The following is a 25,923-nucleotide window of genomic DNA, read 5'->3' as shown; positions in this document are numbered from 1 at the left end:
AAATTAAAAACTGCAGAAAAGATTGGTATCAGATTGGAAACGGCACAAGTGCATTGCTTGGTTAACGAACAACACATGTGTCTTTTTTGCGCCCATTTTTCAAAATTGCAAAGAAAAGGAGAACAATCGATGCCAAAAACAAAATTTCAAAACGTTGTATTTACCCTCATGATGTCCTTTCTGATGGTCTATGCCATGATCTGCTACAACATTTCCATGAACATCGGCGGAATGACAAATCAGGTCTTTCTGATGGCGTTTCACGAGATGATAATCATGTGGCCGGCCGCTTTTATCCTCGAGTTTTTCCTCGTGGATCATCTGGCTCACAAATTAGCTTTTTGCATGGTAACACCGCAGGATCGTCCGATCGTAATCACGCTGGCAATTTCCATTATGATTATTGCTATTATGTGTCCGATTATGAGTTTTATTGCAACGCTGCTGTTTAAAAATGCCGGAAAGGAATTCGTTGCTGTCTGGCTCCAGACCACGTTTTTAAACTTCCCGGTTGCCTTCTTCTGGCAGCTCATGTACTGCGGACCCTTCATCCGTTTTCTGTTCCGCAAACTGTTTCCGGAAAAATAAGAAAAGATATCCACAAAGGCGAACCGCTTTTCCCCTCTCTTTCCACAATTTCTGTGGACAGACGGTGCAAAATGGTTCGCCTTCTGTGGATATCTTTTGTTTTCTTCCGGGATTACTCCTGCGGTACCGGATTGGATACGCTGACTACATGATCATACCAGGTTCCTTTTTTACCAATGATCGCAACATTGAAATCCTCGTCCAGTTTTTCTACCGGGATATCAAAGCCGTACACTTCATCTGTGGTTCCGTCAGAATACGTTACCTCATCTGTGGTCGGCTCGATCAGCTCTGCGCCGTCTGCCTGTGCTTCTTCTTTTGTTCCCACAAAGACATTGACAATGTTTTTGGATACCAGGCTGACGTGGATGGTCATTTTTCCGTCTTTTACCGTCAGGACACCCTTTCCTTCTTTTGCTTCATTGACATGGAACATATTGCTGTCTGTATTGAAGTCTGCCGTATACGTACCGTCTTCCAGCTCTGATGCGCTGCTTTCTCCTGCAGTCTCCGCTGCCGATGCGCTTTCTGCTGAAACATCTGATGTGGATGTACTGCTCTCTGCCTTAGATGCATCCTGTACAGAAGCGGAAGATGCGTCTGCCGCAGAAGACGCAGATACTGCAGATGCAGAAGATGACGCTGCATCCTTTCCGCCACATGCGCCGAGCATGGATACAGTCAGTGCTGCTCCAAGAAAAAGAACTGCCAATTTTTTTCTCATAATAAAATTCCTCCTTGTATCACCTTGAAGCGGATCTTTTTCATCCGCTCAACTTAAAATCCGACAGCACACTGAGTCTCTTCAGCCGTACTGCCGGATCTTATTTTACTCTATTTTACGTTCGGAATACAACCCCTAATTATTCAGCATCGTCCTGAACGCCGTTGCCGTCCATAGCTGCCTTGGTGTGCTGTACATACAGCTGCTCAACAGCATCAATTCTTCCAAGACCTTCGATCTGAGTGTTGATCTCATCGAATGCACCGGATGCCTCAAACTGGCTCTTCCAGGAATCCTCATCCTCGCCTGCCATATCGTTGTTTGCGTGGTCACCTGCAACAACCATCAGCGGACGAAGAATTACTTTCTTGTATCCGGCTGCTTTTACTGCCTCGATCACATTCTCGCAGGCGGTCTCTTCCGGCTCGCCCTCAACGGTTCCGATGAATACGTTTTTGTATCCAAGAGTATCCATCTGTGTCTGCATCTGGCTGTAAGTTACTTTTGCATTGTGGGAAGTACCATGTCCCATAAATACGAAAGCAGTGCCGTCCTCTGCTGCTGCATCCAGACTGTCATAATTTGCAGATTTTACTGCCTGTGCCGTGATTGCTTCTGCAACGGCCTGTTTGTCCTCGTTGATTACGGTAGCGTCACTTCCAACCTCGCCAAGCAGCGGCTCTGCGATGGTTACGGACTCAAATTTATCTTTATAGCTATCTACTGCTTCTTTCAGCTCGTCGTACTCTGCGCCGTGCATCAGATGAGTCGGCTGAATAATCAGTTTTTTCACGCCATTGCTTACAGCTCTTTCCAGTGCCTGATCTACGTTGTCGATCTTCTCGTCATCGCGGGCCTGTACATGGTTGATGATGATCTGTGCAGTGAAGGCACGTCTTACGGACCAGTCCGGATATGCAGCCTGCAGAGCTTTCTCAACGCCTCCGATATCCTCAGCACGGCTGTCGTTGAAGGAAGTACCAAAGCTTACAACCAGAAGCTCATTCTCGCCGATCTCGTCTCCGTTTAACGGATCATCCTTGGAAGCATCCCCTGTGTCTCTTCCGAAGTAATCCGGATCTGCGTTCTCACCTTCTACGAGTTCTTTCTGTGCGTCTGTCAGGGCATCCCATGCCTCTTTTGCTTCTTTGCACTGCTCGTCGGTGTTATCATTTCTTTCCTGTACATAAATTGCGTCAATCAAAGCTGCCACTTTATCTGCTGCCTCCTGGTCTGCATCTGCGGATACCTCTTCAGATGCAGAAGATGCGCTTACGCTGCTGCTTGCTGCTGTGGTGTCTTCCTCAGATGCGGAAGATGCACTTACGCTGCTTGTTGCTGTGCTGCTTGCGCTGCTGCTGGATGCGTTGCTGCTTCCGCATGCGCCGAGCATAGATGTTACCATAGCTGCTGAAATTAAAGCGACTACAAGTTTCTTTTTCATTTTTGTTTTCCTCCCATTTGCTGGTATCTTTGCAACAACCAATATCGGGGACGTTTTACATTTCAAACTATGAGAAACACGCTCCGCGAGTTTCTCAAGTTATCGCGGCAGTCGCTAAGGTCTCGTGCAAGCACGGACTTTGGCTCGTTGCCCGCGTAAATAGAAAGAAGCCCTTTCGTTTTTCAACGAGGGGCTTCCAGTATTTTCATCACAAAGAAAACCATCTCACCCGCTGTGGGGCAAATGTCCGCTTTCCTGTTTTGTACTGCCAGTTCCTCGTGGCACGAACGTAACGTTCCTGTACTGCGAAAGGCAGGTCTCCCGGCTCATTGCTTCAGGATTTGACTCCAGCGCATCGGTCTCCTTCCCGGTTTCCCAGTGGATCATTCCCCTGCTTGCAAAATACGGTGACGAGTTCGTGCAGGATTCACACCTGCTTCCCTTTTCACCGGACACGCATGTCCGACACCTTACACATCGATATTTAATTGTTTTTTCTTTAACGACTGTTAGTGTAGCACATCGTCTTTTCTCTGTCAAGTGCTGTAAAATCAGGAAATCCGGCCATTTTCCATTTCATATACCACATCCGCGACGTTCATCGTGGACACTCTGTGCGATACGAGCACAATGGTTTTCTCTTCTGCCGATTCTTTCAGGGATTTCAGAATAATTCCTTCATTTAAGGAATCAAGATTCGATGTCGGCTCGTCCAGCAGGATCATGGATGCGTCATGCAGGAATGCCCGCGCGATACCGATCCGCTGTTTTTCTCCGCCGGACAGCGTATCGCCGAGTTCTCCGACTTCGGTGTCGTAGCCGTTTGGCAGTGTCATGATGAAATCATGTATGGACGCCTTCTTCGCCGCCTCCATAATTTCTTCCCGCGTCGCGCCGGGTTTTGCAATAGCGATGTTGTTCGCAATCGAATCGTGGAACAGATGTGTCTCCTGCGTCACATAGCTTTCCATATCGCGCAGATACTTCGTCGGGATTTCGCGGACATCGGCTCCGTCCACGGAAACGCGCCCCGTCTGGACATCCCAGAAGCGCATCAGAAGTTTTAAGATCGTCGATTTTCCGGAACCGCTCGCGCCGTGGATGCCGGTGATTTTTCCCGGTTCCAGTTTCAGCGAATACTGATCCAGAATCGTCTCGTCTTCGTAGGCAAACGTTACATTCTGCGCCTCGGCTCCTGCAAATGCGTGGTCACCGCCGGATGCCGCATCTCCCGGAATTTCTTCCACCAGCGGCGCTTCCTCGAGAAGGGAAAGCACACGCTCGCCGCTTGCCAGCGTCTGATTCAGGTTATTCGACAGGCTGGACAGCGCCACGACCGGGCCGAAGGAACCCATCATCGCGATTGTGCAGGTCAGGACTCCCTCAAATCCGATCCCGCCTTTCGTGTAAAGATAGATCGTCAGTGCCAGCATGCCGAACGATGCCAGAAGAATCACCATGTTGGTGACAGACCGCTGGGAGCCTTCCATGCGGCTTAAGTTTTCCTGCACAGAAGCCAGTTCTTTCGACCGCCCTGACATCTGCTCTTTCCGTTTTTCGCCCTGTCCGTACTGAATCGTCTCGTCGAGGCCACGCAGGGAATCCAGCACGAAGCTGTTCAGCTCGCCAAAGCCTGTCCGGAACTCCATTCCTTTCTGGCTTCCGCGCTTTCCGTTCCACATCGGGATCACAACGCCGACCGTCAGATACGCCGCAAGTGCAAGCAGCCCTGCCAGAACATGGTATCTTCCAATGAAGCATACCATAATCAAAGAAGTTAATGCTGCAATCGCAATCGGGGAAATCGTATGCGCATAGAATACTTCCAGAAGTTCGATATCGGTTGTGATAATCGAAATCAGATTTCCTTTGTCCCGTCCTTCCAGCTTCGCCGGGCAGAGCTTCCGCAAAGCTGCAAACACTTTATGGCGGATGATCGCCAGCAGTTTAAAAGCAATAAAGTGGTTGCAGTACTGCTCCGCATAATGCAGAATGCCGCGCAGCACCGCGATCACGATCATCACCGTGAGTATCGTTTTTACCGGGGTATGTACAAGCCACATGTTTTGCACCGAAAGGCTCGTCCCTGCCGCGCCCGTCAGTAAGCCATGCACGATGACCTGTCCTGCCAGAATCGTCAGGAAGATCGCACATAAATATCCCATTGTTCCAAGAATAATTGCCGCCATCATAATATGAAGCAATGGCTTCACCAGCCCGATCAGGCTTCCCATAATCCGGAGGGCGCTTCTGCGTTTTGCTGTATTTTTCTTCTCGTGCATCATGCATTCCCCTGCTTTCCATAGTTTTCCAGTACCATCTGGCTGTCGTACAGATGACGGTATGCGCCGTTCTGTTCCATCAGTTCCGCATGCGTTCCACGCTCGCAGATGGTACCGTTTTTCAGGAAATAAATCTGATCTGACTGTACGACGTTCGCAAGGCGGTGGGAAATCAGCAATACCGTTTTCGTCTTTGCGAGTTCATGAATCACATTCATGATCAGCTCTTCACTCTCGACATCAATATTCGATGCGGCTTCATCAAAGATATACACCGCACTGTCGCTCCGAAGCAGCGCCCGCGCAATCACAAGACGCTGGCACTGGCCGCCGGAGAGGTTTCCTGCTTTTTCGAGAAGCTCTGTCTGCAGTCCGTTCTGTGTCTGTAAGAATCCCAGCAGATTGACTTTCTGCAGAACCGCCTCCATCTCCTCCTTCGTCGCATCCGGTTTCGCCATGCGCAGGTTCTCTTCTACGGTTCCTTTAAATAAGTAACTGTTGTGGCGGACCAGAACAACGTGCTTCATCAGATCCGTCTCATTGACTTCCGAGAGCGGCACGCCGCCCAGGGTGATGCTTCCCGCATATCCGCGGTTCTTTGCCGCAAGGATGCCCGCGATCGTACTCTTTCCGCAGCCGGATTCGCCGACCAGTGATACAAAACTGCCCGCCGGGAGCGTCAGGTCAATGCCTTTTAAGATTTCCCGGTCCTCTTCATAGGAAAAATGTACATCCTCCAACACGACATCCAGCGGTCCGTCCGGCAGCGTCCGCTCTCCCGTCTGCGGCTCCGGCAGATCGAGGATTTTGAAAATCTTGTCACTCGCCGCCATGCCGTTCATCGCGATGTGGAAGAATGATCCGAGCAGACGAAGCGGCAGGAAAAACTCGCTCGCCAGCAGCACAATGCAGAGCGTGCCGGACACGGTGAGGTTTCCTTTCAGAAATTCCGATACCGCCACCGCCATGCCAACCGCCGCGCCGCCGTATGCTACGATGTCCATCACGCTCGTTGAGTTGAGCTGCATCGTCAGAACTTTCATCGTGATCCGGCGGAAGTTCTGGGATTCCACATCCATCTCGTCGGCTTTCTGCTGGTCGGCCTGATAGATTTTTAAGGTCGTCAGACCCTGCAGATTTTCAAGGAACGAATCGCCGAGCCCTGTGTAAATACTCCAATATTTGTTCAGCAGCTTCTTCGCAATCTTCTGCACAACCACAATCGAAATCGGGATCAGCGGCACACAGATCAGAAGAATCACGCTCGCTTTCATGCTCACCCGGCAGAGGATGGCGAACAGCGTGAGCGGCGCAATCAGGCTGTAGAACAGCTGCGGAAGATACTTTCCAAAATAGGTTTCGAGCTGCTCCACGCCTTCCGTGGATACCTGTACGACCTCCGAGGATGATACCTGTTCGCTGTAGGATGCCCCCAGTTTCAGCATTTTCTCATAAATTTTTTCACGCAGAATCCGTTTCACATCCACACACGCAAGATACGAAGACCTCGCACCCATCCGCTCGCAGAAAAAGCGGATCACAACAACAATTGCCAGCATAAAAACCGTCCGTTTCACAGCCGTCGCCGTTACCGCGCCATACACAACCCGCTCCAGCAGATCGGCAATCGTAAATACCGCGATCACCTGCGACAGAAGCGCCGCCCACTGCCACAGAATCGTGTACACGATATACTTTTTCGCGTGGGACAGCAGCCCCACCAGTCTTGTTTTAATCATAAGTACCTCTCTTTTATGCTTTTGCTTTTCGCTTCTCTCTCATGCTGCAGATTAAATGCCAGATAGCTAAAATCGGATGATACAGCAGCATCCTCGGCCCCGAAAACCGCATAACGGCGCGGATCTTTTCCCGCATTTCCGGCTTGTAGCAGTGTACTTTGCAGTTTGCGCAGAATGTTTTCTGTTCCATGAAGGGACATTTCTGGCTCCGCTGTTTTGCATAGTCCGCTAATTTCTGACATTCCGGACACATCCCGCCGGATGCATGCCCCTCTTTTCCATGGTTCTTCCGGCAGTACAGGCGGATCATCTCTTCCACGACGTACTGTTCTTTCTGCCGCTTTTTTTCTACTTTGTTCATTTTGTTTCTCCTAGGATATGATCTTCTGTTTTTACGGTTTTGACCCGCAGGAAGAAATACAAAATATGGCACATCCATACCACAGCAATACAGATTCTTCCGATCGGCACATTCTTCATAGCAAAAAAGCCGATCGCCATCACAACCGTTACCATCCCGATGATTTTACATTTCGTTCCTACCGTCATCGCCCGATGCTGTACGAAGCTGTCGAGATGCTTCTTATATAATTGGGTCCCAATAAACCAGGTGTGCAGCCGTTCCGAACTTTTCGCAAAGCAGAACAGGGTTGCCATATAGAATGGAACTGTCGGCAGAATCGGAAGCACAATGCCGATGGTGCCAAATCCCAGGCACAGAAAGCCGAGTACGATCCAAAATATTTTAAATGGACTCTTCATAATTTTCCTCCTTTCTCACCGAATATTAAAATAGAAAAATAGCCGCTCATGGTTCTTGCGAATACATGAGCGGTTAGTTGTCGCTTACGCTAGTTATAGATTAACATTATTTAACTTTCATGTCAAACACATTTCACTCCTGAGAGAACGCTCCTCTGCTTGCAGAATAACTGCTGTTATTTCAACTCACGAAGTGTGATACATCATACTCTAAATAATTCCGCCAATGTTTGAAGATTCAACTCACGGAGGGCGACAAAGGAATCGGGCCGGTTGTGTGGGGACGCATCATTTCAACTCACGCCCTCACGGAGGGCGACGCTGCGCCTTCAGTTCATCCGTCAATCCATTGATGTTATACTCAATATACGGGTGCTGCCATAACGGTAGGCGGTTAGTCCTTCTACGGAGGGACTGTGACTCTCCGATTACATAGAAACCCTTTATATGGGAATTCCTTGGAAAGGAGGGCTAAGCCATGAGTATTATCGACTTCATAGCAGTTGTAAGTTTCGGCTTAACCTGCTTTAGCCTTGGATACAACTTCGGCAAAGATACTGCGAAATCACAAAAATAGCCGCCCAGTCCTGCAAACTTTGGCGACTATTTTTACATAAACCAATAAATATGGACTAACCGTCTATCGGTAGCACTCTTTTCAATATCATAATATCATGCATTTCAGAATATGTCAAAATCTTCTTTTCACATATCCCGAAATCTCCGATACCTCTCCTCTACCAGTTCTTCCCCATCCATCTTCTCATACTTTTCCAGGAATCTCAGAATTTTGCCTCTCAATTCTTCACACACCACTGGCATTGTGTCCACCGTAAACTCCCCCGGCTCTTCCACAATCTCTTCTACAATTCCCAGTTCCTTCAAATCCCCCGCCGTCAGCTTCATCACCTCGGCGGCCTCCGGCGCGCGTTTGCCGTCTTTCCACAGGATGCTTGCAAATCCCTCCGGCGACAGGATGGAGTAGATGGCATTCTGCATCATCCACACTTCATCCGCCACGGCGAGTGCCAGTGCACCGCCGCTGCCGCCTTCTGAAATGACAATAGAAAGAACCGGCGTTTTTAACGCTGACATTTCATACAGGTTCCGCGCAATCGCCTCGCCCTGGCCGCGTTCTTCGGCTTCCATTCCGCAGAAGGCGCCTGGGGTGTCTACGAGACAGATAACAGGCCTGTGGAATTTTTCGGCCTGTTTCATCAGACGCAGGGCTTTGCGGTAGCCCTCCGGGGACGGCATGCCGAAATTGCGGCGGATGTTTTCTTTCGTATCCGCGCCTTTCGCCTCGGCGATGACCGTGACCGGTGTGCCGTCAAACGATGCAATACCGCCGATGATCGCCGCATCATCGCCATACAGTCGATCACCATGAAACTCAATAAAATCAGGAAACAGCTCCCGAATATAATCTTCTCCCACCGGTCGGTCCTTTTTCCGCGCTTTCTGCACACAGTCCCAAGCCGATGTTTTCTCTCCCGTTTCTGGTGCTGCCAAAGACCGCTTCACGTCTCCATCCCCCAAAGTCAGCACTTCCGAGGAAACTTCGATATCTTTCCCATGCATCCGCAGAATCTCCGACAGCACCTCTTTCGCCTCTTCTCTTGGCAGAATCCGATCCACAAACCCATGCTCCACCAGAAACTCCGCCCGCTGGAACCCTTTCGGCAGTTTCTGTCCTATTGTCTGCTCAATAACCCTCGGCCCCGCAAACCCGATCAGCGCATGCGGCTCCGCCAGAATAATATCCCCCAGCATCGCCCAGCTTGCTGTCACGCCGCCCGTCGTCGGGTCCGTCAGCACACTCACATACAAAAGCCCCGCATCACTGTGTCTTTTCAGCGCCGCCGACGTCTTCGCCATCTGCATCAGAGAAACAATCCCCTCCTGCATCCGCGCCCCTCCCGAGCACGCAAACAAAATCACCGGCAGCGAAAGCTTCGTCGCCCTCTCCACCGCCCGCGTAATCTTCTCCCCAACAGCCTCACCCATACTGGCCATCATAAACCTGCCATCACAGACCCCGATCACCGTCTCCATCCCGTTGATCCGTCCCTTACCAGTCACAACAGCCTCCGTAAGTCCTGTTCTCTCCTGCAGAGCCCTCACCTTCTCTTCATACCCCGGAAACCCCAGCGGATTCCCCGCCGTCATCCCCTGATCCCATTCCTCAAAACTCCCATCATCCAGAAGAAACTCAATCCTCCGATACGCATGCACCCGAAAATAATTCCCACACTTCGGACAAATATAAAGATTCCTCTTCACATCCTCCGTAAAAATAGCCCCCTTACAAGCATTACACTTCTTCAAAATCCCCTGCGGCGCCTCCGGCACCACCCCATCCGCCGTGTGCTCCTTCCGAAACACCGTCTTCTTAAAATACTTACCCAGCATCATACCACCATCACTCCTTACGTCATAACACTTTCACTCTATTGTCACCATAACAATCTTCCAACCTCACACCTCACCCATCGAGGCATTCATTCTCTCTTCACCGCTCACTCCTGTCATCCCAGCCGCACCGCCCCGCGGTGTCGCTGACCACACTCTCCCAGTCGTGTGTCTGATCTCAGCCGCCCGGCAGTACAGCAGAGGGGGACGGCGCATTTGCAGGAGGAACTATAGCAAGACCCGAAAATAATGCAAAAAAGGCAGTGCTGCAGAGCGCGAATTGCAAGGAACAGATTTGAAGGCGTACCGGGGTACGACGAAAATCTGTGACGCAGTAATTCACGCTCTGCGGTGCTGAATTTTTTGCATTATTTTCGGGGATTGCTATAGAAACACTTAGGCTTCCAGCATTTGCGTTATTTTCAAAAATCCAACTGTCTGAGCGACAGCGAGTTTTGGATTTTTGAAAATGGTTTTAGCAAATGCTGGAGTCCTTAGTGTTTCTTTCCTCTGAAACCGCGCCGTCCCCCTCTGCTGTACTGCCGGGCGGCGTCCGTCTCTCACAATCTCTCCGTCAACCGCTCCACAAACTCAATATCCGCCCTCCCGGCCAGATACTCCTCTTCATTTAAAATAGAATACAAATAATCAACGTTAGTGTCGACTCCCTCGATGACGACTTCCCCCAGCGCACTCCTCATCCGCGCAATCGCCTCCTCACGCGTCCTCCCATGCACAATCAGCTTCGCCAGCATCGAATCATAAAACGCCGGAATCACATACCCGTCATACGCCGCCGTATCCACCCGTACTCCAAATCCCCCAGGCAGATGCATCTCCGTAATCTTCCCCGGACAAGGCCTGAAATTCTTCGCCGGATTCTCCGCATTAATCCTGCACTCAATCGCATGACCCGAAAGCCGTACCTCCCCCTGCGTCACCGACAGCGGCATCCCCGAAGCCACCCGAAGCTGCTCCTGAATCAGATCCACCCCCGTGACCCACTCCGTCACCGGATGCTCCACCTGAATCCGCGTATTCATCTCCATAAAATAAAAATTCCCGTCCGGCTCCAGCAGAAACTCAATCGTCCCCGCATTCGCATAATGCGCCGCCTTCGCCGCCCGGACCGCCGCCGAGCCCATCCGCTCCCGCAGCGTGTCATCAATCGCCACACAAGGCGACTCCTCAATCATCTTCTGATGATTCCTCTGAATCGAACAGTCCCGCTCCCCCAGATGAATCACATTCCCGAACGAGTCCGCCATAATCTGAAACTCCACATGACGTGGATGACGAATCAGCCGCTCCACATACATCGTCCCGTCCGCAAACGAACTTTTAGCCTCCTTCTGCGCCGTCTGAAACGCACTCTGGAACTCCCCGCGCGTCTCCGCCATGCGCATACCCTTGCCGCCGCCTCCAAGCGCCGCCTTAATCATCACCGGAAAACCAATCCGGTCGGCCTCAGAAAGACCCGTCTCCCAGTCAAAAACAGGTTCCTTCGTCCCCGGAATCACCGGCACACCGGCTGCCTGCATCGTATTTCGCGCCTCAGACTTATTACCCAGACGGTCCATCACCTCAGGCGACGGCCCAATCCACGTAATGTGGCACTCCTGGCATCTCCGCGCAAACGTGCTGTTCTCCGACAGGAATCCAAATCCCGGATGAACCGCATCCGCCCCCGTCACAAGCGCCGCACTCAAAATACGTTCCATATTTAAATAACTGTCCTTCGACGGTGCCGGCCCGATGCACACCGCCTCATCCGCGAGCTGCGCATGCAGTGCCTCCCGGTCCGCCTCCGAATAAACAGCAACCGTGAGAATTCCCATCTCACGGCATGCCCGGATAATCCGGACCGCGATCTCCCCACGGTTTGCAATCAAAACTTTTCGAATCATTGTGCTGCCCCCACCATAAAGGTCAGTTCCGCCTGCGCGACCACCTTGCCGTCAACCGAAGCAACCGCTTCCCCGACGCCCATCGGTCCCTTGTGGCGGATAATTTTCGTCTCCAGACGAAGCTTGTCTCCCGGTTTCACTTTTCCCTTAAAGCGGCACTTGTTGATGCCGCCGAAAAATGCAATTTTTCCCTTATTCTCGTCAAGAGAAAGAATCGCAACCGCACCGACCTGCGCCAGCGCCTCGATAATCAGCACGCCCGGCATCACCGGCTCCTGCGGAAAATGACCGGCAAAAAAGTCCTCGCGGTACGTCACACATTTGTATCCAATACCGAATTCGCCCGGTTCAAAATCTTCTATGTAATCCACCAGCAGAAACGGATGTCTGTGTGGAATAATCTCCTGAATCTGTTTCGTTGTCAAACTGTTCATTCGCTGCTTCCTTTCTCGTCCCGGCTTTACGCTTTCACCCGGAACAGCGGTTTTCCGTAATCAACCATCTCGCCGTTTTTCACCAGAACCTCCGCAATCACGCCGTCCACTTCACTCTCGATCTCATTCATCAGCTTCATGGCCTCCACGATTGCTACGACCTGTCCCTTTTTCACGGTGTCGCCAACCTTCACAAACGGCTCGGCATCCTCTGCCGGAGCTGTGTAAAACGTTCCGACCAGCGGGGATGTCACAAAAACGCCTTCTTCTGCTTCACTGTGCTCCTCAGCCGTTGTATTTTTTCCTGCCGTTTCTTTTCTCTCCGGCATGGCTGCTTCTTTCGCTGTCACGCCATTTGCTCCGCCCATCATCTCTGCCATCTGCAGACCGGCACCGGATGGAACCCCGCTCATCTGCACCTGCACCGGAGCTGCTTTTCCATGCTCCATGGCAATCTTGATCCCATCAGCCTCGTAATCAAACGCGGTCAGCGAAGAATCCGAAACTTTATCAATCAACTGTAAAATCTGATCTAATTCCATCTTATTTTCCTTTCTGCACCGGAACACGATGCCGCTTTATTCATATTTCTGAAACAGCAGCACCGCATTGTGGCCGCCAAAACCAAGGGAATTGCTCATTGCCAGTTTCACATCGGTTTCCACCGGAGCGCCGATGCAGTAATTCAGATCGCATTCCGCATCTGCTTCCTTTGTTCCAATCGTCTGATGCACGAAGCCGTCCTGAATGGATTTCGCACAGACAACAGCTTCCACACCGCCTGCCGCGCCAAGCAGATGACCGACCATCGATTTCGTCGAGTTGACCAGCACATGGTCTGCCGCATCACCGAAGGCTTTCCGGATCGCACGCGTTTCAAACAGATCGTTGTGATGTGTGGACGTTCCGTGTGCATTAATATAAGTAACTTCTTCCGGTTTTACTCCCGCTTCTTCCATCGCAAGCTCCATCGCACGTGCCGCACCGCTTCCATCTTCCAATGGAGAAGTAATGTGGTACGCATCGCAGGTTGCGCCGTATCCGACTACCTCTGCATAGATCTTCGCGCCGCGCTGTTTCGCATGCTCCAGCTCCTCAAGTACGAGAATGCCGGCGCCCTCGCCCATGACGAAACCGTTCCGGTCTTTATCAAACGGAATCGAAGCCCGCAGCGGATCTTCCGACTCGGAAAGTGCGGTCAGTGCCGAAAAGCCTGCCACGCCGACCGGCGTAATTGCGCTCTCCGCGCCGCCTGCCACACAGATGTCCGCGTCGTTGTACTGAATTGCGCGGAAGGCATCGCCAATGCAGTGCGTTCCTGTCGCACACGCCGTTACCACGCTGGTACATTTTCCTTTCGCGCCGAGTGCAATCGCAACGTTTCCCGCCGCCATGTTCGCAATCATCACCGGAACGGTAAACGGGTTGACGCGGGACGGATTTCCGGCATCAATTTTGGCTTTCGCCTGCTCGCATGCATTCAGATCACCGACGCCGGAGCCCACCAGAACGCCGACGCGGAACGGATCTTCATTCTCCATGGAAATGCCGGCATCTGCAAACGCTTCTTTTGCTGCCGCAACGGCATACTGGGAGAAAGTTCCCATTCGTCTTGCCGCCTTGAAATCCATGCGTTCTTTTGCCACGAAGCCTTTGACCTCGCCTGCCAGATGTACTTTATATTCTGCTGTATCAAATTTCGTAATCGTTCCGATTCCGCAGGCTCCCTTGCGGACGCCGTTCCAGAATTCCTCCACGGTATTTCCAATCGGGGTTACCGCACCCAGCCCTGTGATGACTACTCTTCTCTTCATTCCAACTCTCCTTTTCTTAGATCACCATGCCGCCGTCGCAGTGAATCACCTGTCCGGTGATGTAAGCTGCCGCTTCGGATGCCAGAAATGCGGCCAGGTTTGCCACATCCTCCGGCTTTCCGAAATGGCCGAGAGGAATCTGGGATACGGATGCTTCTTTCACTTTATCCGAAAGAACCTCCGTCATATCGGTCTCAATAAAGCCCGGCGCAATCGCATTGACGCGGATGCCGCGGGATGCCAGTTCCCGTGCCGCTGTTTTCGTCAGGCCGATCACACCTGCTTTCGATGCCGCATAATTTGCCTGTCCGGCGTTTCCTGCCACGCCGACCACAGAAGCCATGTTGATGATGCAGCCGCTCTTCTGGCGGATCATCGGCCGTGCCGCAAAGCGGATGCAGTTGAACGTTCCCTTGAGGTTTGTCTCAATGACACGGTCGAAGGCTTCCTCCGACATGCCCATCAGAAGGCCGTCCTTTGTGATGCCCGCGTTGTTGACCAGAATATCGATTTTCCCATACAAAGCAAGAATTTCCTTCATCCACGCTTCACACGCCGCAAAATCCGATACATTGCACTGCATCACGCAGCCGTCTCCTCCTGCCGCGCGGATTCCCGCAAGCACGGTTTCGGCCGCCTCTTTTGAACCATTGTAATTGATGACAACAAAGGCTCCCTCCGCCGCCAGTTTTTCTGCAATCGCACGCCCGATTCCGCGGGATGCGCCCGTTACTACTGCTGTTTTTCCACTTAACATCTCATTCTCCTGCTGCATAATCCACTATCTATAATAAAGTTTCGCACACCTGATGCATTTCCTCATAGGTGCGGATATTGTAACCTTTTACATCCCGGTTGATTTTTCTTAAAAAGCCGGTCAGTGTTCTTCCCGGTCCGATCTCCACGAAGGTATCAACGCCGTCCGCAATCATTGCCTCGATGCTCTGCTGCCACCGCACACCGGATGCCACCTGCTGGATCAGAAGGCCGCGCGTCAGTGCAATGTCACGCACATACTGGCCGGTTACATTCGTCACATACGGAATCTTCAACTCCATAAAGCCGACGCCCTCGAGCGCTTCGGTCAGCCCCTGGGACGCAGCTTCCATCATCGGGGAATGGAACGGGCCGCTTACGTTCAGCGGAAGTACCCGCTTTGCGCCTGCTTCTTTTAACTTTTCCGAAGCCTCTGCCACTGCCGCCTCATATCCGGTGATGACAATCTGACCCGGGCAGTTGTAATTGGCAATGTAGGCGCCGGAAATCCCGCTCAAAATCTCTTCGATTTTTGCAGCTTCCATGCCGAGCACCGCCGCCATCGCGCCCTCGCCTGCCGGAACGGCCTCCTCCATCAGGATGCCTCTTCTGCGGACGACCTTCATCGCATCCGCCATTTCCATACCGCCGGCGGACACAATCGCGTTGTACTCGCCAAGGCTGAGGCCCGCTGTCACATCCGGCGTAAGGCCGCACGCCCGGATGGACTGCTCCATCGCCATTCCGGTTGTCAGCAGTGCAATCTGGGTAAACTCTGTCTGATCCAGATGTTCATTTTCCTCAAAACAGAGTCTTTTCATATCAATCCCGATCAGCTCGGATGCCATATCGTAGACGGCTCTCGCTTTCGGACATGCTTCATAAAAATCCGCGCCCATGCCGACACACTGGGAACCCTGTCCAGGAAACATAAATGCTGTTTTACTCATAACCGCGCCGGTGCTCCTTTCAGAAGTTCTTCCATCTCATTCATCATCTGCTCTATGATTTCTTTGCAGCTTTTCTCGTCTTTTACCATACCTGCAATCTGACCGGACATCACGCTTCCTGTTTTGACATCGCCGTCCACAACGGCTCTTCGAAGACCGCCGAGCGTCAGTTTTTCCAGCTCTTCGAACGGAGCTCCCTCTTTTTCCAGTTCCAGATAATGGCGTGTCATCTCATTTCGGATCGCCCGCACCGGATGACCGGTTGTGCGGCCTGTCACGCGGGTATCAATATCTTTCGCCTTGATCACCAGCTGCTTGTAATTTTCATGCACAACGGCCTCTTTCGAAGCGACAAAACGCGTTCCCATCTGAACCGCCTCGGCACCCAGCATAAAGGCTGCTGCCATGCCGCGTCCGTCCGCAATTCCACCGGCCGCAATGACCGGAATTTTTACGGCATCTGCCACCTGCGGAACGAGTGCCATCGTTGTCGTCTCGCCGATATGGCCGCCGGACTCACATCCTTCTGCCACAACGGCATCTGCGCCTGCACGCTCCATTCGTCTTGCAAGAGCCACGGAAGCGACCACCGGGATGACGCGGATACCAGCGTTTTTCCACAGTTCCATATATTTCTCCGGATTTCCTGCGCCCGTCGTAACGACTTTTACGCCTTCCTCGGCAACCACTTTTGCCACCTCATCCGCATACGGGCTCATCAGCATGATGTTGACGCCGAACGGTTTGTCCGTCAGTTTTTTTGCTTCGCGGATTTCATTCCGAACCCACTCTGCCGGTGCCGCCGATGCTCCGATGAGGCCAAGGCCGCCGGCCTCGGAAACTGCCGCTGCCAGATGATGCTCCGCCACCCAGGCCATGCCGCCCTGAATGACTGGATACTGAATCCCGAGTAATTTTGTCACTTCTGTGATCATGAATCGCTTCCTCCTGCTTCCCGATCTTTCTTAGTTTTTGTGCTGCTCCAGATACTCTGCAACATCACCGACAGTTACCATCGTTTCCAGATCCTCGGTCGGGATTTCCACGCCGCAGGTGTCCTCGAGGGACATGACCATTTCAAACAGATCCAGGGAATCTGCTCCGAGATCCTCTTTGAAGGAAGTCTCCGCTGTGATGGTATCGATATCTGCTCCCAGTGCTTCTGCTACGGTTTCTTTTACTTTTTCTAACATGTTTTTGTCCTCACTTTTTTTCTTATTCTTCTTATTTTATATGGGCGTTTCTTACCATTCCAGGTACGCCGCGCCCCAGATCAGTCCTGCTCCGAAACCGGAGAGAACGATTCTCTGTCCTTTTTGGGCTCTGCCAGACCGGTTCCACTCATCCAGCAGAATCGGAATGCTCGCCGCACACGTATTGCCGTATGCTTCGATATTCCGCGGAAATTTTTCTTTCGGTGCCTTCAGTCGTTTTGCCACGCCGTCGATGATGCGGCTGTTTGCCTGATGAAGGATAAACGCATCAATCTCTTCGACCGCCATGTCGGCTTCCGCGAGCACCTCGCGGATGACTTCCGGCACGCGGGATAAGGCAAACTGGAACACGGCACGGCCGTCCATCTGCAGATACGTTCCCTTTTCGCAGGTCAGCGACACGCCTTTTTCTCCATCGGAATGGATCTTTTCGCACGCTTTTGTCTCCTGTTCCTCCGCCGTCAGCACAATGGCTCCCGCGCCGTCCCCGAACAGAATGCAGGTTCCGCGGTCGTGCCAGTCCACCAGGCGGCTCAGGGCATCTGCGCCGATCAGCAGCACGTTTTTTGCCTTGCCGCTCCGGATATACAGCTGGCCCAGTTCATACACCGCAAGAAACCCGGTGCAGGCGGCGCTGACATCGAGACAGGCGGCACGGAAAGCACCGATTTCATCCTGCACAAGACAGGCGGTATTCGGAAAGATACTCTCCGACGAAGAGGTTCCGACAAGAATCAGATCCAGCTCTGTCGAACAGATCCCGGCATTTTCCAGCGCTCTTCTCGCCGCCTTTACTGCCATTTGGGCAACTGTCTCCTCCCCGGCTATGTGGCGCGCACCGATTCCCGTCCGCTCCCGGATCCAGATATCGCTCGTATCCACCATCTTTTCCAGATCTTCATTTTTCCATATCGTCTCCGGTACATACGAACCGGTTCCCGCAATTCTGCCGTTTTTCACCTTACTGTCCTCTTGCTTATTTCATTCTCAAACATTTTTCTTTTCAAATGTTTTGATATTCAAAGTATATCATCAAAATTCATTTTGTCAACCTTTTTTTATTGCTTTTTCCATTTCCCACTTCTATAATGAAACTATGTTCGGGATTTTTTCGAAACTATTTTTTCCGGATTCTATTATTTTGAGCCCCGGCGCAGGTTCTCTATCGAACACTCCGGCAGGCTCCAGAAAGGACACCAAACTTATGCAGGTTCCAATGTCATCCTATCTTGTGGAAATCAAACCACAGATTCAGGAACTGATCCGTCTGCTCGAGCGCGAATTCGATTATGTCAGCGTGCTCTGCACCGATGTCAAAGGTACGACCTACCGCGTCAGCATGCATCAGACCACCGTCGGCGATTATCACTTCTGTGAACGCGGCTTCGTTGTCCGTGCATGGCAGGACGGTTCCTACACCGAATATTCCTTCAACAACCTCACCGATGCCGCAGATCTTGCGGAGGAAATTACTTCCGCGCTGAAATCCGAATTTCAGGCATTAAAGGCACTCGGCATCGCGCAGATGGAGTCTCCTCTCGTGCAGGAAGAAGCCATCACCAAAACGATGCAGAATGAAATCGAGATTGACCCGGAGACCGTCTCCGCAGAGGAGATTCTCTCCCACCTTCGGAAGCTCTGCAACGCCGGCGCTGCCCATGAAGGAATTCTGGAATTCCAGAGTACCGTCAGCTTCGCCCGTGTCAACAAGCTGTTCCTCTCCTCCAAAAAGGATCTGATGCAGTCCTACGCTTTCTCGGAGGGCTCCCTTTCCGCAATCGGCACAGAAAACGGAAAACAGAATATGTCGTACCGTTCCTGCTCCGGCCTGAAAGGCGTGGAAATCTTAAATGAGATGGATGCGATTGTTGAGGAAATCATCGCCGTTCTGTACGACAAGCTCCACTCCGATCCGGTCATTCCTGGCATGTACGATGTCATCACCGCACCGGATGTCACCGGCGTGATTGCACACGAAGCATTCGGCCACGGTGTCGAGATGGATATGTTTGTCAAAAACCGCGCACTCGCCAAAGAGTATATCGGCAAGCCTGTTGCCTCCCAGCTCTCCTCCATGCACGACGGAGCAGTCGGCGCACAGCAGGTCAGCAGTTATCTTTTTGATGATGAGGGAACGCTCGGCACCGACACCACGGTCATCGACCACGGTACACTCGTTACCGGCATCAGCGATCTCGTAAGCGCACTCCGCCTTGGCACCACGCCGACCGGAAACGGAAAACGCGAGAGCTTCGAGCGCAAAGTCTACTCCCGTATGACCAACACCTACTTCACCGCAGGCACAGATAAACTCGATGATATGATCGCTTCGATTGAGCACGGCTATCTTCTCGAAAGCGTTCAGTCCGGTATGGAAGACCCGAAACACTGGGGCATCCAGTGCATGGTCGGACTCGGCCGCGAGATCAAAGATGGTAAGCTGACCGGAAAAGTCGTATCTCCTGTCACCCTGACCGGCTACGTTCCGGATCTCTTAAAGAGCATCTCCATGGTTTCCGACAAAGAAGAGCTCTTCGGCTCCGGCATGTGCGGAAAAGGTCACAAAGAATGGGTCAAAGTCAGCGATGGCGGCCCGTATCTGAAATGTAAAGTGAGGTTAGGCTGATGAACAAATTATACGATGTATTAAAAGCAAGCAAAGCCAGCGACTTTCTGATCCGCGAAGAGCAGACCGAATCCCGCGAGGCATTTTTCATCGGTCAGAAGCTCGACATGAGCCGCGCGAAAAAAGTAACTCATACGTTTCTGACCGTCTTTGTCGACAGTGAGGATGGAAAATTCCGCGGAAGCGCAGAAAAAGAGATCCACCAGGGCATTTCCCGCGAAGAAATGAAGCAGGAAATTGACCAGGCGCTGTTCGCCGCACAGTTTGTGCAGAACCCATGGTACCCTGTTGCAGAGCCATCGGATGCCCAGGCAAGCGCCGACACGGCTGATGCTTCCCGCGATCTTACCGCTGAACTCGTAAAACTGGTGCAGGCTATGCAGGAAATCAAGGCGGAAGAGGATTCCCGCGTAAACTCCTATGAGATTTTCGTCAACCAGAAGCAGACACACATCCGCAATTCCCGCGGTGTCGATGTCACCTTCTCCGGCTTTGACTGCGAGATCGAGGTTGTCACAAACTCCCGCAAGGATGATCATGAGATTGAGATCTACAAGGATCTCCGCTTCTCCGACAAATCTGCCGAGAAGATCATCGCCGAAGTGCGCGGAATGTTCCACACTGGCCGCCAGCGTCTGAATGCTGTTCCGACCCGCCAGAACGAGCACGCCGATGTTCTCTTAAGCGGAGACGCCGTCGGCAGTTTCTTCCAGTATTTTGCTATGCATACCAATGCTTCTTATCAGTACATGGGCGTCGCAAAGGCAAAAATTGGTGAAGCCATCACCGGTGCGGATGCGGATCCGCTGAATATCCGCCTCGTGCCGACGCTCGACGGCTCTGCCAAAAACGCGCCGTACGACGAAACCGGTATGCCGGCAGCCGAGCGCGTTCTGTTTGAAAACGGCATCTGCCGCTCCTACTGGGGCAGCCTTCAGCATGCCCATTATATCGGCATGAAGGATACTACTTCCATGAATAACATGGTAGTTGAAGGCGGTTCGAAAACACTCGACGAGCTGCGCAGCATGCCGCATATAGAAATCACCGATTTCAGTGCGTTTGATATGGATGCCGTAAGCGGCACCTGCGGCGGTGAGATCCGGCTCGCGTATGAGAGCGACGGAACCACCTCCCATCCGACAACCAGCGGATCACTTTCCGCCCGTTATGACGATGTGCTGAAAAATCTGACTTTCTCGAAAGAGACACAGCAGATAAACAACCGCGTGGTACCGTGTGCGGTACTGCTGCGGGATGTGACGGTGGCGGGAGAATAATTTTTCATTCTGCAGCATACGAAAAAGGAGCATCTCCAGGTTTCAAGTTCGAAACCGGAGATGCTCCTTTTTAATTTTCTGTGTTTATGTTCAGTCTTTTCTTCGTCTTCTGGATTTCTTTTTGCTTCCAAAATCCGGAACAACGACCAGGGTGTTAAGACCCAGATAAGTTTCAACATCTTCTGCCGTTTTGATATTGTCATTCAGCACAGTCTGCAGTGTCAGAATTGCCAAAACAAGAACAAAATTTCTAAACAGTAATGGGGTCTGACCCCAATGTGGTTATTTATAATCGTGTGTTTTCAGTGTTGTCGTAATCAGGTTGTGGACCGGCGTATCGTCTTCCACGGCCAGTATCAATGTCTTATTCATTTAAATTCACCTCACTGAGCGGCAGCGTAAAACGAAAATGACAGCCGTGCGGAGCGCAGTCACGAAGCACCAGTTCCCCGCCATGCGCATTTACAATGGAGCGGCACAGCGCCAGCCCAAGGCCAAGGCTTCTGCGGCTGTCACTCACCTTATTTTTTCCGGAATAGAACATTTCAAATACATGCTCCCTGCACTCCGCCGGAATGCCGGGTCCATTATCCTCCACCGCAATCCATACGTTTTTTTCTTCTTTTCCGGCTGTAATCCGGATCTTGGATCCTGCCTGTGTATATTTTACTGCATTGTTGATCAGGTTTACCAATACCTGTACAATCAGCTTTGCATCCATGCGGGCGAGCAGTACATCTTCCCCGCAGTCCACCGTAATTTTATGTTCGTTTTTCCGCCGTTCTACATGGCGCAGCGCCTCACGGACTACATCCTCAACCACCTGATCGGATAACTGCAGTTTTACACTTCCATCTTCTATTTTCGTAAGCGCAAGCAGATTTTCCACCAGTTCAATCAGCCATCCGGCATCCTCATAAATATCCGAAAAAATCTGTTTCCGCATCCCTTCGTCCAGTGCGTCAAAGTTACTGATCAAAGAGTCTGCATTGCCGAGAATTGATGTCAGTGGTGTGCGCAGATCATGGGAAATCGTCCGCAGCAGATTCACCCGAAGCTGCTCATTTTTCGCCATGACTGCCGCCTCTTCTTTTTCTCTCGCACTTTGTTCCCGATCCAGTGCCATGGCGCACTCTCCCAGAATAGAAAGCAGGATACTGTTCTCAAACGCATCCAGTGGCTTTTGTCCGATGAAAATGCCGATCACACCATATCTGTTCTGTGCCGCATAGATGGAAAGGTACAGATACGGTTCTTCAGAAAAACGTTCTGTCATAGCTCCCGCCCGTTTCCGGTTTTTCAGAACCCACTGCAGGATTTCCTGTTCTTTCACATTAAAAACTTTTTCTGATTTTATTCCTGTTTCGGCGTTATAAAGAGTTCCCTGCACAATGCCGTTTTTCTTTTTTTCTACCGGCGCCACAACCAGATTTCTTCCCAGAAGCTTTATCAGCTGCGTTGCCGTAATATCAAAAATTTCTGACGCATCCTCTGCCTTTTGCAGAAGCTGGCTGGTATTAAAAAGAATCTTGGTTCGAAAGGCATCTCGTGCAGAAAGCTTTGCATTTTCTTTCAATTTTGAAGCAAGCGTACTGGTCAGGATTGAAGTGCCAAGCATGATCGCAAAGGTCACCGGATAGCCGGAACCATACGCATACAACGAAAGCCTCGGCTCTGTCATAAAATAATTAAACAGGACAACACTTGCCACAGAGCTGACCACACTACAGGTATAACCGCTGGTCAGAATAGATGTCAGCATGACGCCAAACAGATATACCGTAATAATATTGGCATCCGTAAAACCAAGCCGAAAAAAGATTTCTCCGATTCCGGTCGCAGCAGCCAGAATCAGAACCGTAAGCATTAGTTCTTTCCAGGAAGGCAGCTCCATCCACTCCGGAAATTTTTTTCGTTTCTGATATCTCTGGTACACGTCTGAGTCTGGAATGATGTGAATTTCCAGATCAGGCACAAGATCCGTCAGACGCTCGGTCCACACCCTTCGCTGATGGAAATAGCCCTGCTTCATCATGCTCTTTCCAATGACAATCCGCGTCACCTCGGAAATTCTTGCGTACTCTGCAATCTGCAGGGCAATATCCTCACTGTGTGTCGTTACAATTTCTGCCCCGCTCTGCTCTGCCAGACGAACATGCTTCTGCAGCCTTGCCAGATCCTCCGGTGTTTTTTCTGTTTTTTCTGCTGTCTGCACATACAATGCCGTAAAGCCGGCCTGAAACGCCTGTGCCATCTGCGCCGCAGTCCGAATAATTTTTTCATTGGATGGCGAAGAGGACAGACACACCAGGATATGCTCTTTTTTTTGTTTTTCTTTTTCCAACTGTCTCACCCCACCTCCTATTGTAGATCATAAACGAAGAGAAAGCTATAGTCAGGAAATCTTTTTTTCTCCCGTTCCCTGTTCTTGTTTTCTGTTTTCTGTGAAATTTTGTCCCGTTTCCGGTTCCTCTCTTCTGTTTTCCGTGAAAAATGTCTCTATCTGATCTACGAGCACGCCTCCAGACAAAAAACCGACCAGGGTAACGAAGAGCAGTCCTACACTTAACACAGAAATCACCTCTCTTTCAGATTCGAAAACATTTCTGGATCGCTTTATATTCACCAAGAACCAATATGGTAGCATCGCCATCCAGAACTGTCTCAGGAGACACCGCAACATCTGTTTTTCCATATTTTCTTGTTGCCAGAATATTAATACCGTATTTTTTCCGGATATCCAGCTGGCCGACATTTTTTCCAATCCAGTTCTCCGGGATTTCAACCTCAAAAATCGCATACTGACTGTCAATTTCAATATAGTCAAACACATGATCCGAGCTGTAACGAATCGCTGTCCATTTTGCCATCTGTTTTTCCGGATAAACAACCTGATCCGCTCCGTTCCGCAACAGGAATTTTTCCTGTACATCCCGTTCTGCCCGGGACACGACCCATTTTGCGCCCAGCTCCTTCAAAAGACACGCGGTTTCCAGCGAATCCTGAAAGCTGCTTCCGATCGTCACAATACAGACATCATAATTTCCCACACCAAGGGATCGCAGAAAGTCTGCATTGACACTGTCACCGATCTGTGCATTTGTCACATACGGCATCACGGCGTCGATCCGTTCCTCATTTCGGTCTACCGCCATCACCTGATGTCCAAGCTGATTCAGATGCATGGCAATATGTCTCCCAAATCTTCCTACTCCAATCAGTAAAATATTTTTCATCTCATCTCTTCCTCTCTTCTTATCCTACATTTATTTTTTCCAGCGGCATTTTTGCATGTGCGCTCTTTCTCCCCGGCATCGCAGCATAAACAAGCGTCAGACCGCCAACCCTTCCAAGAAACATCAGTGCGATCAGAATTCCTTTCGAAAGAACACCGAGCTGCGGCGTAATTCCAAGCGTCAGGCCAACCGTTCCAACAGCAGATGCTGTCTCAAACAGACACTCAGAAATCGGCAGATTTTCTGCCACACTGATCACCATTCCTCCCATCAGCACCAGAAAAAGATACATCATCAGAATCGTAGATGCATTTTTTAATACCTCCTGGCCCACCCTGCGTCCAAACATCTGTGTGTCCTCTCTCTGACGGAACGTAGCAGACGCATTAGCTGTCAGCACGGCAAATGTGGTAATTTTCATTCCGCCAGCCGTTGATCCCGGTGCTCCGCCAATCATCATCAGAACAATCATAATCGCCTGGGAAGCACCTGTCATCCCGGAAAGATCTGCCGTATTAAATCCGGCCGTTCTTGTTGTCACGGACTGAAACAATGCGCAGAGCGTCCGCTCCTTGACCGGCATTCCGGCGAAATCCCGGAAGAAAAAGAAAGCCGCCGGAACAAAAATCAGAAACAGACTTGTAAGCAGGATCACCTTGCTTTGCATGCAGTACTGACGAAAATGGTATTTTTTTGTATAGATATCATCCCAGGTCAGAAATCCGATTCCACCTGTTACAATCAGCCCCATAATCGTAAGATTAACCAGTGGATTTCCCACATAAGAAGTCAGGGACGGATACAGATGATCCGTTTTTCCAAGAAGATCAAATCCTGCATTGCAGAATGCGGATACAGAATGAAACAACGCCATCCAGATTCCTTTTCCGCCGTAATCCCGTAAAAAAACAGGCAGAAGAAACAACGCCCCCAACAGTTCAATTCCAAAGGTTCCTTTGAGGATAAAACGCGTCAGGCGCACAATTCCGCCCACCTTCGGGGCAGAAATCGCATCCTGCATCGTGCTTCGCTGCATCAGGGAAATTTTTCTCCCAGAAAGCATCGCAATCGAAACAGCGATCGTAACCACACCAAGACCACCGATCTGAATGAGCAGCAAAATCACGCTCTGTCCAAAGACGGACCAGTAGCTTCCTGTATCTCTGACTGCCAGTCCTGTCACACAGGCGGCTGATGTTGCAGTAAACAGTGTTTCTGTAAATGGCGTTACATTTCCTTCCCGCGAAGCCACAGGAAGCATCAAAAGCAGTGCTCCTGCCAGAATTACCCCCGCAAATCCAAGAATGATAATTTCAAACGACGACCATTGTTTCCTGTATCGCAGTTTTATACTCCACATTTCTCTTTTTACTCCTTCTTTTTGATTCCTCCTTATTTTAGAGACTTCCGTTTTAAAAACGTATAAATACCTTTTCCATGGCATTAAGATTGTATAAAGATTTTTCGAATTTCAAACCAAAAAACAGGAACCGCCCAAAAGTTTCCCACAACAGTAATGGGGTCTGACCCCAATGTGTGTATATTCTTCTTTTATCGCAGTAACGCATTAGTTGGTTAAACTACCGATTTTTCTCCTTTTGAAAGTAGATTCTTTTGTCATAAATATTAAAAAAAGTATTTACAAATCCTTACGCATCAGTTGTTATGTATATAATCTATTGAGAAGTTCGTGTAGAATTATGCAATTTTGTTTTTAATAAATACTCTGTTTCCTTTTCCAACGGCATTTTGTTG

General features: G+C 50.7%; 22 protein-coding genes, 1 pseudogene and 1 riboswitch. Of the genes and pseudogenes, 3 read left to right on the top strand and 20 right to left on the bottom strand.

Annotated elements, in window-relative coordinates; translation table 11 throughout:
• Positions 1–129: 129 nt before the first annotated feature.
• On the top strand, positions 130–588 hold the full coding sequence (locus PGS38_RS07015; protein ID WP_022462175.1) for a DUF2798 domain-containing protein: 459 nt from the start codon (positions 130–132) through the stop codon (positions 586–588).
• A 112-nt stretch (positions 589–700) separates the two neighbouring features.
• Here the strand turns inward: PGS38_RS07015 and PGS38_RS07010 are convergent, their stop codons facing one another.
• The 16 genes from PGS38_RS07010 to PGS38_RS06935 all read right to left on the bottom strand — a co-directional run bounded on the left by PGS38_RS07010 (position 701) and on the right by PGS38_RS06935 (position 17,986).
• Entirely contained in the window at positions 701–1,312 is a 612-nt protein-coding gene (locus PGS38_RS07010; protein WP_022462174.1) for a hypothetical protein, read from the bottom strand.
• Between the two features lie 139 nt (positions 1,313–1,451).
• The gene (locus PGS38_RS07005; RefSeq protein WP_117761012.1) at positions 1,452–2,756 is read right to left on the bottom strand and encodes a sirohydrochlorin cobaltochelatase; all 1,305 of its coding nucleotides are present in this window, start codon (positions 2,754–2,756) and stop codon (positions 1,452–1,454) included.
• 294 nt (positions 2,757–3,050) lie between these two features.
• A riboswitch (cobalamin riboswitch) is annotated at positions 3,051–3,244 on the bottom strand.
• 63 nt (positions 3,245–3,307) lie between these two features.
• Entirely contained in the window at positions 3,308–5,038 is a 1,731-nt protein-coding gene (locus tag PGS38_RS07000; protein WP_118640079.1) for an amino acid ABC transporter ATP-binding/permease protein, read from the bottom strand.
• The gene (locus PGS38_RS06995) at positions 5,038–6,777 is read right to left on the bottom strand and encodes an ABC transporter ATP-binding protein/permease (RefSeq protein ID WP_118639965.1); all 1,740 of its coding nucleotides are present in this window, start codon (positions 6,775–6,777) and stop codon (positions 5,038–5,040) included. Before PGS38_RS06995 ends, PGS38_RS07000 begins: the two co-directional genes overlap by 1 nt.
• 13 nt (positions 6,778–6,790) lie before the next feature.
• Positions 6,791–7,138: a nitrous oxide-stimulated promoter family protein gene (locus PGS38_RS06990; protein WP_022462170.1), complete on the bottom strand. Its 348-nt coding sequence runs from the start codon at positions 7,136–7,138 to the stop codon at positions 6,791–6,793.
• On the bottom strand, positions 7,135–7,539 hold the full coding sequence (locus tag PGS38_RS06985) for a YbaN family protein (RefSeq protein ID WP_118639964.1): 405 nt from the start codon (positions 7,537–7,539) through the stop codon (positions 7,135–7,137). Before PGS38_RS06985 ends, PGS38_RS06990 begins: the two co-directional genes overlap by 4 nt.
• A 705-nt stretch (positions 7,540–8,244) precedes the next feature.
• Positions 8,245–9,954: an acetyl-CoA carboxylase carboxyltransferase subunit alpha gene (locus PGS38_RS06980; RefSeq protein WP_082424902.1), complete on the bottom strand. Its 1,710-nt coding sequence runs from the start codon at positions 9,952–9,954 to the stop codon at positions 8,245–8,247.
• Between the two features lie 557 nt (positions 9,955–10,511).
• On the bottom strand, positions 10,512–11,858 hold the full coding sequence (locus PGS38_RS06975) for an acetyl-CoA carboxylase biotin carboxylase subunit (RefSeq protein WP_118659233.1): 1,347 nt from the start codon (positions 11,856–11,858) through the stop codon (positions 10,512–10,514).
• Positions 11,855–12,292 carry a 3-hydroxyacyl-ACP dehydratase FabZ gene (gene fabZ / locus PGS38_RS06970; protein ID WP_022462591.1) on the bottom strand — a complete coding sequence of 146 codons (438 nt, stop codon included), beginning with the start codon at positions 12,290–12,292 and terminating at the stop codon, positions 11,855–11,857. The genes PGS38_RS06975 and fabZ overlap by 4 nt, the downstream gene beginning before the upstream one ends.
• 26 nt (positions 12,293–12,318) lie before the next feature.
• Positions 12,319–12,834, bottom strand: coding sequence for an acetyl-CoA carboxylase biotin carboxyl carrier protein (gene accB, locus PGS38_RS06965; protein ID WP_117801508.1), 516 nt, complete (start codon positions 12,832–12,834; stop codon positions 12,319–12,321).
• A gap of 36 nt (positions 12,835–12,870) precedes the next feature.
• Positions 12,871–14,106, bottom strand: a complete 1,236-nt coding sequence (gene fabF, locus PGS38_RS06960) for a beta-ketoacyl-ACP synthase II (RefSeq protein ID WP_055227403.1) — start codon at positions 14,104–14,106, stop codon at positions 12,871–12,873.
• 16 nt (positions 14,107–14,122) lie between these two features.
• Positions 14,123–14,863: a 3-oxoacyl-[acyl-carrier-protein] reductase gene (gene fabG / locus PGS38_RS06955; RefSeq protein WP_022462594.1), complete on the bottom strand. Its 741-nt coding sequence runs from the start codon at positions 14,861–14,863 to the stop codon at positions 14,123–14,125.
• A gap of 28 nt (positions 14,864–14,891) precedes the next feature.
• Complete coding sequence (fabD, locus tag PGS38_RS06950; protein WP_117760987.1) at positions 14,892–15,812, bottom strand: ACP S-malonyltransferase; 921 nt, start codon at positions 15,810–15,812, stop codon at positions 14,892–14,894.
• Positions 15,809–16,747, bottom strand: a complete 939-nt coding sequence (gene fabK / locus PGS38_RS06945) for an enoyl-[acyl-carrier-protein] reductase FabK (protein WP_022462596.1) — start codon at positions 16,745–16,747, stop codon at positions 15,809–15,811. Before fabK ends, fabD begins: the two co-directional genes overlap by 4 nt.
• Positions 16,748–16,777: 30 nt before the next feature.
• Positions 16,778–17,005 carry an acyl carrier protein gene (gene acpP / locus PGS38_RS06940; RefSeq protein ID WP_022462597.1) on the bottom strand — a complete coding sequence of 76 codons (228 nt, stop codon included), beginning with the start codon at positions 17,003–17,005 and terminating at the stop codon, positions 16,778–16,780.
• Between the two features lie 51 nt (positions 17,006–17,056).
• Positions 17,057–17,986 carry a beta-ketoacyl-ACP synthase III gene (locus PGS38_RS06935; protein WP_117801509.1) on the bottom strand — a complete coding sequence of 310 codons (930 nt, stop codon included), beginning with the start codon at positions 17,984–17,986 and terminating at the stop codon, positions 17,057–17,059.
• A 244-nt stretch (positions 17,987–18,230) separates the two neighbouring features.
• On the opposite strand from PGS38_RS06935, the gene PGS38_RS06930 reads away from it, so the two are divergent.
• Both PGS38_RS06930 and PGS38_RS06925 read left to right on the top strand, forming a co-directional pair.
• Complete coding sequence (locus tag PGS38_RS06930; RefSeq protein WP_117760983.1) at positions 18,231–19,652, top strand: TldD/PmbA family protein; 1,422 nt, start codon at positions 18,231–18,233, stop codon at positions 19,650–19,652.
• Positions 19,652–20,932 (top strand): metallopeptidase TldD-related protein, encoded by a 1,281-nt coding sequence (locus tag PGS38_RS06925; RefSeq protein ID WP_119188543.1) that lies wholly within the window; start codon positions 19,652–19,654, stop codon positions 20,930–20,932. Before PGS38_RS06930 ends, PGS38_RS06925 begins: the two co-directional genes overlap by 1 nt.
• 285 nt (positions 20,933–21,217) lie before the next feature.
• Here PGS38_RS06925 and PGS38_RS17660 read toward each other — a convergent pair.
• The 4 genes and pseudogenes from PGS38_RS17660 to PGS38_RS06905 all read right to left on the bottom strand — a co-directional run.
• Positions 21,218–21,304 (bottom strand): annotated as a pseudogene (locus tag PGS38_RS17660) (DNA-binding response regulator); the annotation flags it as partial.
• Positions 21,297–23,285: an ATP-binding protein gene (locus PGS38_RS06915; protein WP_119188544.1), complete on the bottom strand. Its 1,989-nt coding sequence runs from the start codon at positions 23,283–23,285 to the stop codon at positions 21,297–21,299. The gene PGS38_RS06915 and the pseudogene PGS38_RS17660, both read right to left, overlap by 8 nt.
• A gap of 235 nt (positions 23,286–23,520) precedes the next feature.
• Complete coding sequence (locus PGS38_RS06910; RefSeq protein ID WP_022462603.1) at positions 23,521–24,168, bottom strand: potassium channel family protein; 648 nt, start codon at positions 24,166–24,168, stop codon at positions 23,521–23,523.
• Positions 24,169–24,187: 19 nt separating this feature from the next.
• Positions 24,188–25,528 carry a TrkH family potassium uptake protein gene (locus PGS38_RS06905; protein ID WP_117804786.1) on the bottom strand — a complete coding sequence of 447 codons (1,341 nt, stop codon included), beginning with the start codon at positions 25,526–25,528 and terminating at the stop codon, positions 24,188–24,190.
• Between the last annotated feature and the right edge of the window lie 395 nt (positions 25,529–25,923).

The organism is Fusicatenibacter saccharivorans (assembly GCF_027667425.1).
GTDB lineage: Bacteria > Bacillota > Clostridia > Lachnospirales > Lachnospiraceae > Fusicatenibacter > Fusicatenibacter saccharivorans.
The sequence above is the reverse complement of the archived record's forward strand: the minus strand, read 5'-3'. Positions and strand labels throughout refer to the sequence as shown.

Bases quoted from the DNA above. Each gene is read 5' to 3' on its own strand.
- PGS38_RS07015 (WP_022462175.1), top strand. From the start codon at position 130: ATGCCAAAAACAAAATTTCAAAACGTTGTATTTACCCTCATGATGTCC.
- PGS38_RS07010 (WP_022462174.1), bottom strand. From the start codon at position 1,312: ATGAGAAAAAAATTGGCAGTTCTTTTTCTTGGAGCAGCACTGACTGTA.
- PGS38_RS07005 (WP_117761012.1), bottom strand. From the start codon at position 2,756: ATGAAAAAGAAACTTGTAGTCGCTTTAATTTCAGCAGCTATGGTAACA.
- PGS38_RS07000 (WP_118640079.1), bottom strand. From the start codon at position 5,038: ATGCACGAGAAGAAAAATACAGCAAAACGCAGAAGCGCCCTCCGGATT.
- PGS38_RS06995 (WP_118639965.1), bottom strand. From the start codon at position 6,777: ATGATTAAAACAAGACTGGTGGGGCTGCTGTCCCACGCGAAAAAGTAT.
- PGS38_RS06990 (WP_022462170.1), bottom strand. From the start codon at position 7,138: ATGAACAAAGTAGAAAAAAAGCGGCAGAAAGAACAGTACGTCGTGGAA.
- PGS38_RS06985 (WP_118639964.1), bottom strand. From the start codon at position 7,539: ATGAAGAGTCCATTTAAAATATTTTGGATCGTACTCGGCTTTCTGTGC.
- PGS38_RS06980 (WP_082424902.1), bottom strand. From the start codon at position 9,954: ATGATGCTGGGTAAGTATTTTAAGAAGACGGTGTTTCGGAAGGAGCAC.
- PGS38_RS06975 (WP_118659233.1), bottom strand. From the start codon at position 11,858: ATGATTCGAAAAGTTTTGATTGCAAACCGTGGGGAGATCGCGGTCCGG.
- fabZ (WP_022462591.1), bottom strand. From the start codon at position 12,292: ATGAACAGTTTGACAACGAAACAGATTCAGGAGATTATTCCACACAGA.
- accB (WP_117801508.1), bottom strand. From the start codon at position 12,834: ATGGAATTAGATCAGATTTTACAGTTGATTGATAAAGTTTCGGATTCT.
- fabF (WP_055227403.1), bottom strand. From the start codon at position 14,106: ATGAAGAGAAGAGTAGTCATCACAGGGCTGGGTGCGGTAACCCCGATT.
- fabG (WP_022462594.1), bottom strand. From the start codon at position 14,863: ATGTTAAGTGGAAAAACAGCAGTAGTAACGGGCGCATCCCGCGGAATC.
- fabD (WP_117760987.1), bottom strand. From the start codon at position 15,812: ATGAGTAAAACAGCATTTATGTTTCCTGGACAGGGTTCCCAGTGTGTC.
- fabK (WP_022462596.1), bottom strand. From the start codon at position 16,747: ATGATCACAGAAGTGACAAAATTACTCGGGATTCAGTATCCAGTCATT.
- acpP (WP_022462597.1), bottom strand. From the start codon at position 17,005: ATGTTAGAAAAAGTAAAAGAAACCGTAGCAGAAGCACTGGGAGCAGAT.
- PGS38_RS06930 (WP_117760983.1), top strand. From the start codon at position 18,231: ATGCAGGTTCCAATGTCATCCTATCTTGTGGAAATCAAACCACAGATT.
- PGS38_RS06925 (WP_119188543.1), top strand. From the start codon at position 19,652: ATGAACAAATTATACGATGTATTAAAAGCAAGCAAAGCCAGCGACTTT.
- PGS38_RS06910 (WP_022462603.1), bottom strand. From the start codon at position 24,168: ATGAAAAATATTTTACTGATTGGAGTAGGAAGATTTGGGAGACATATT.
- PGS38_RS06905 (WP_117804786.1), bottom strand. From the start codon at position 25,528: ATGTGGAGTATAAAACTGCGATACAGGAAACAATGGTCGTCGTTTGAA.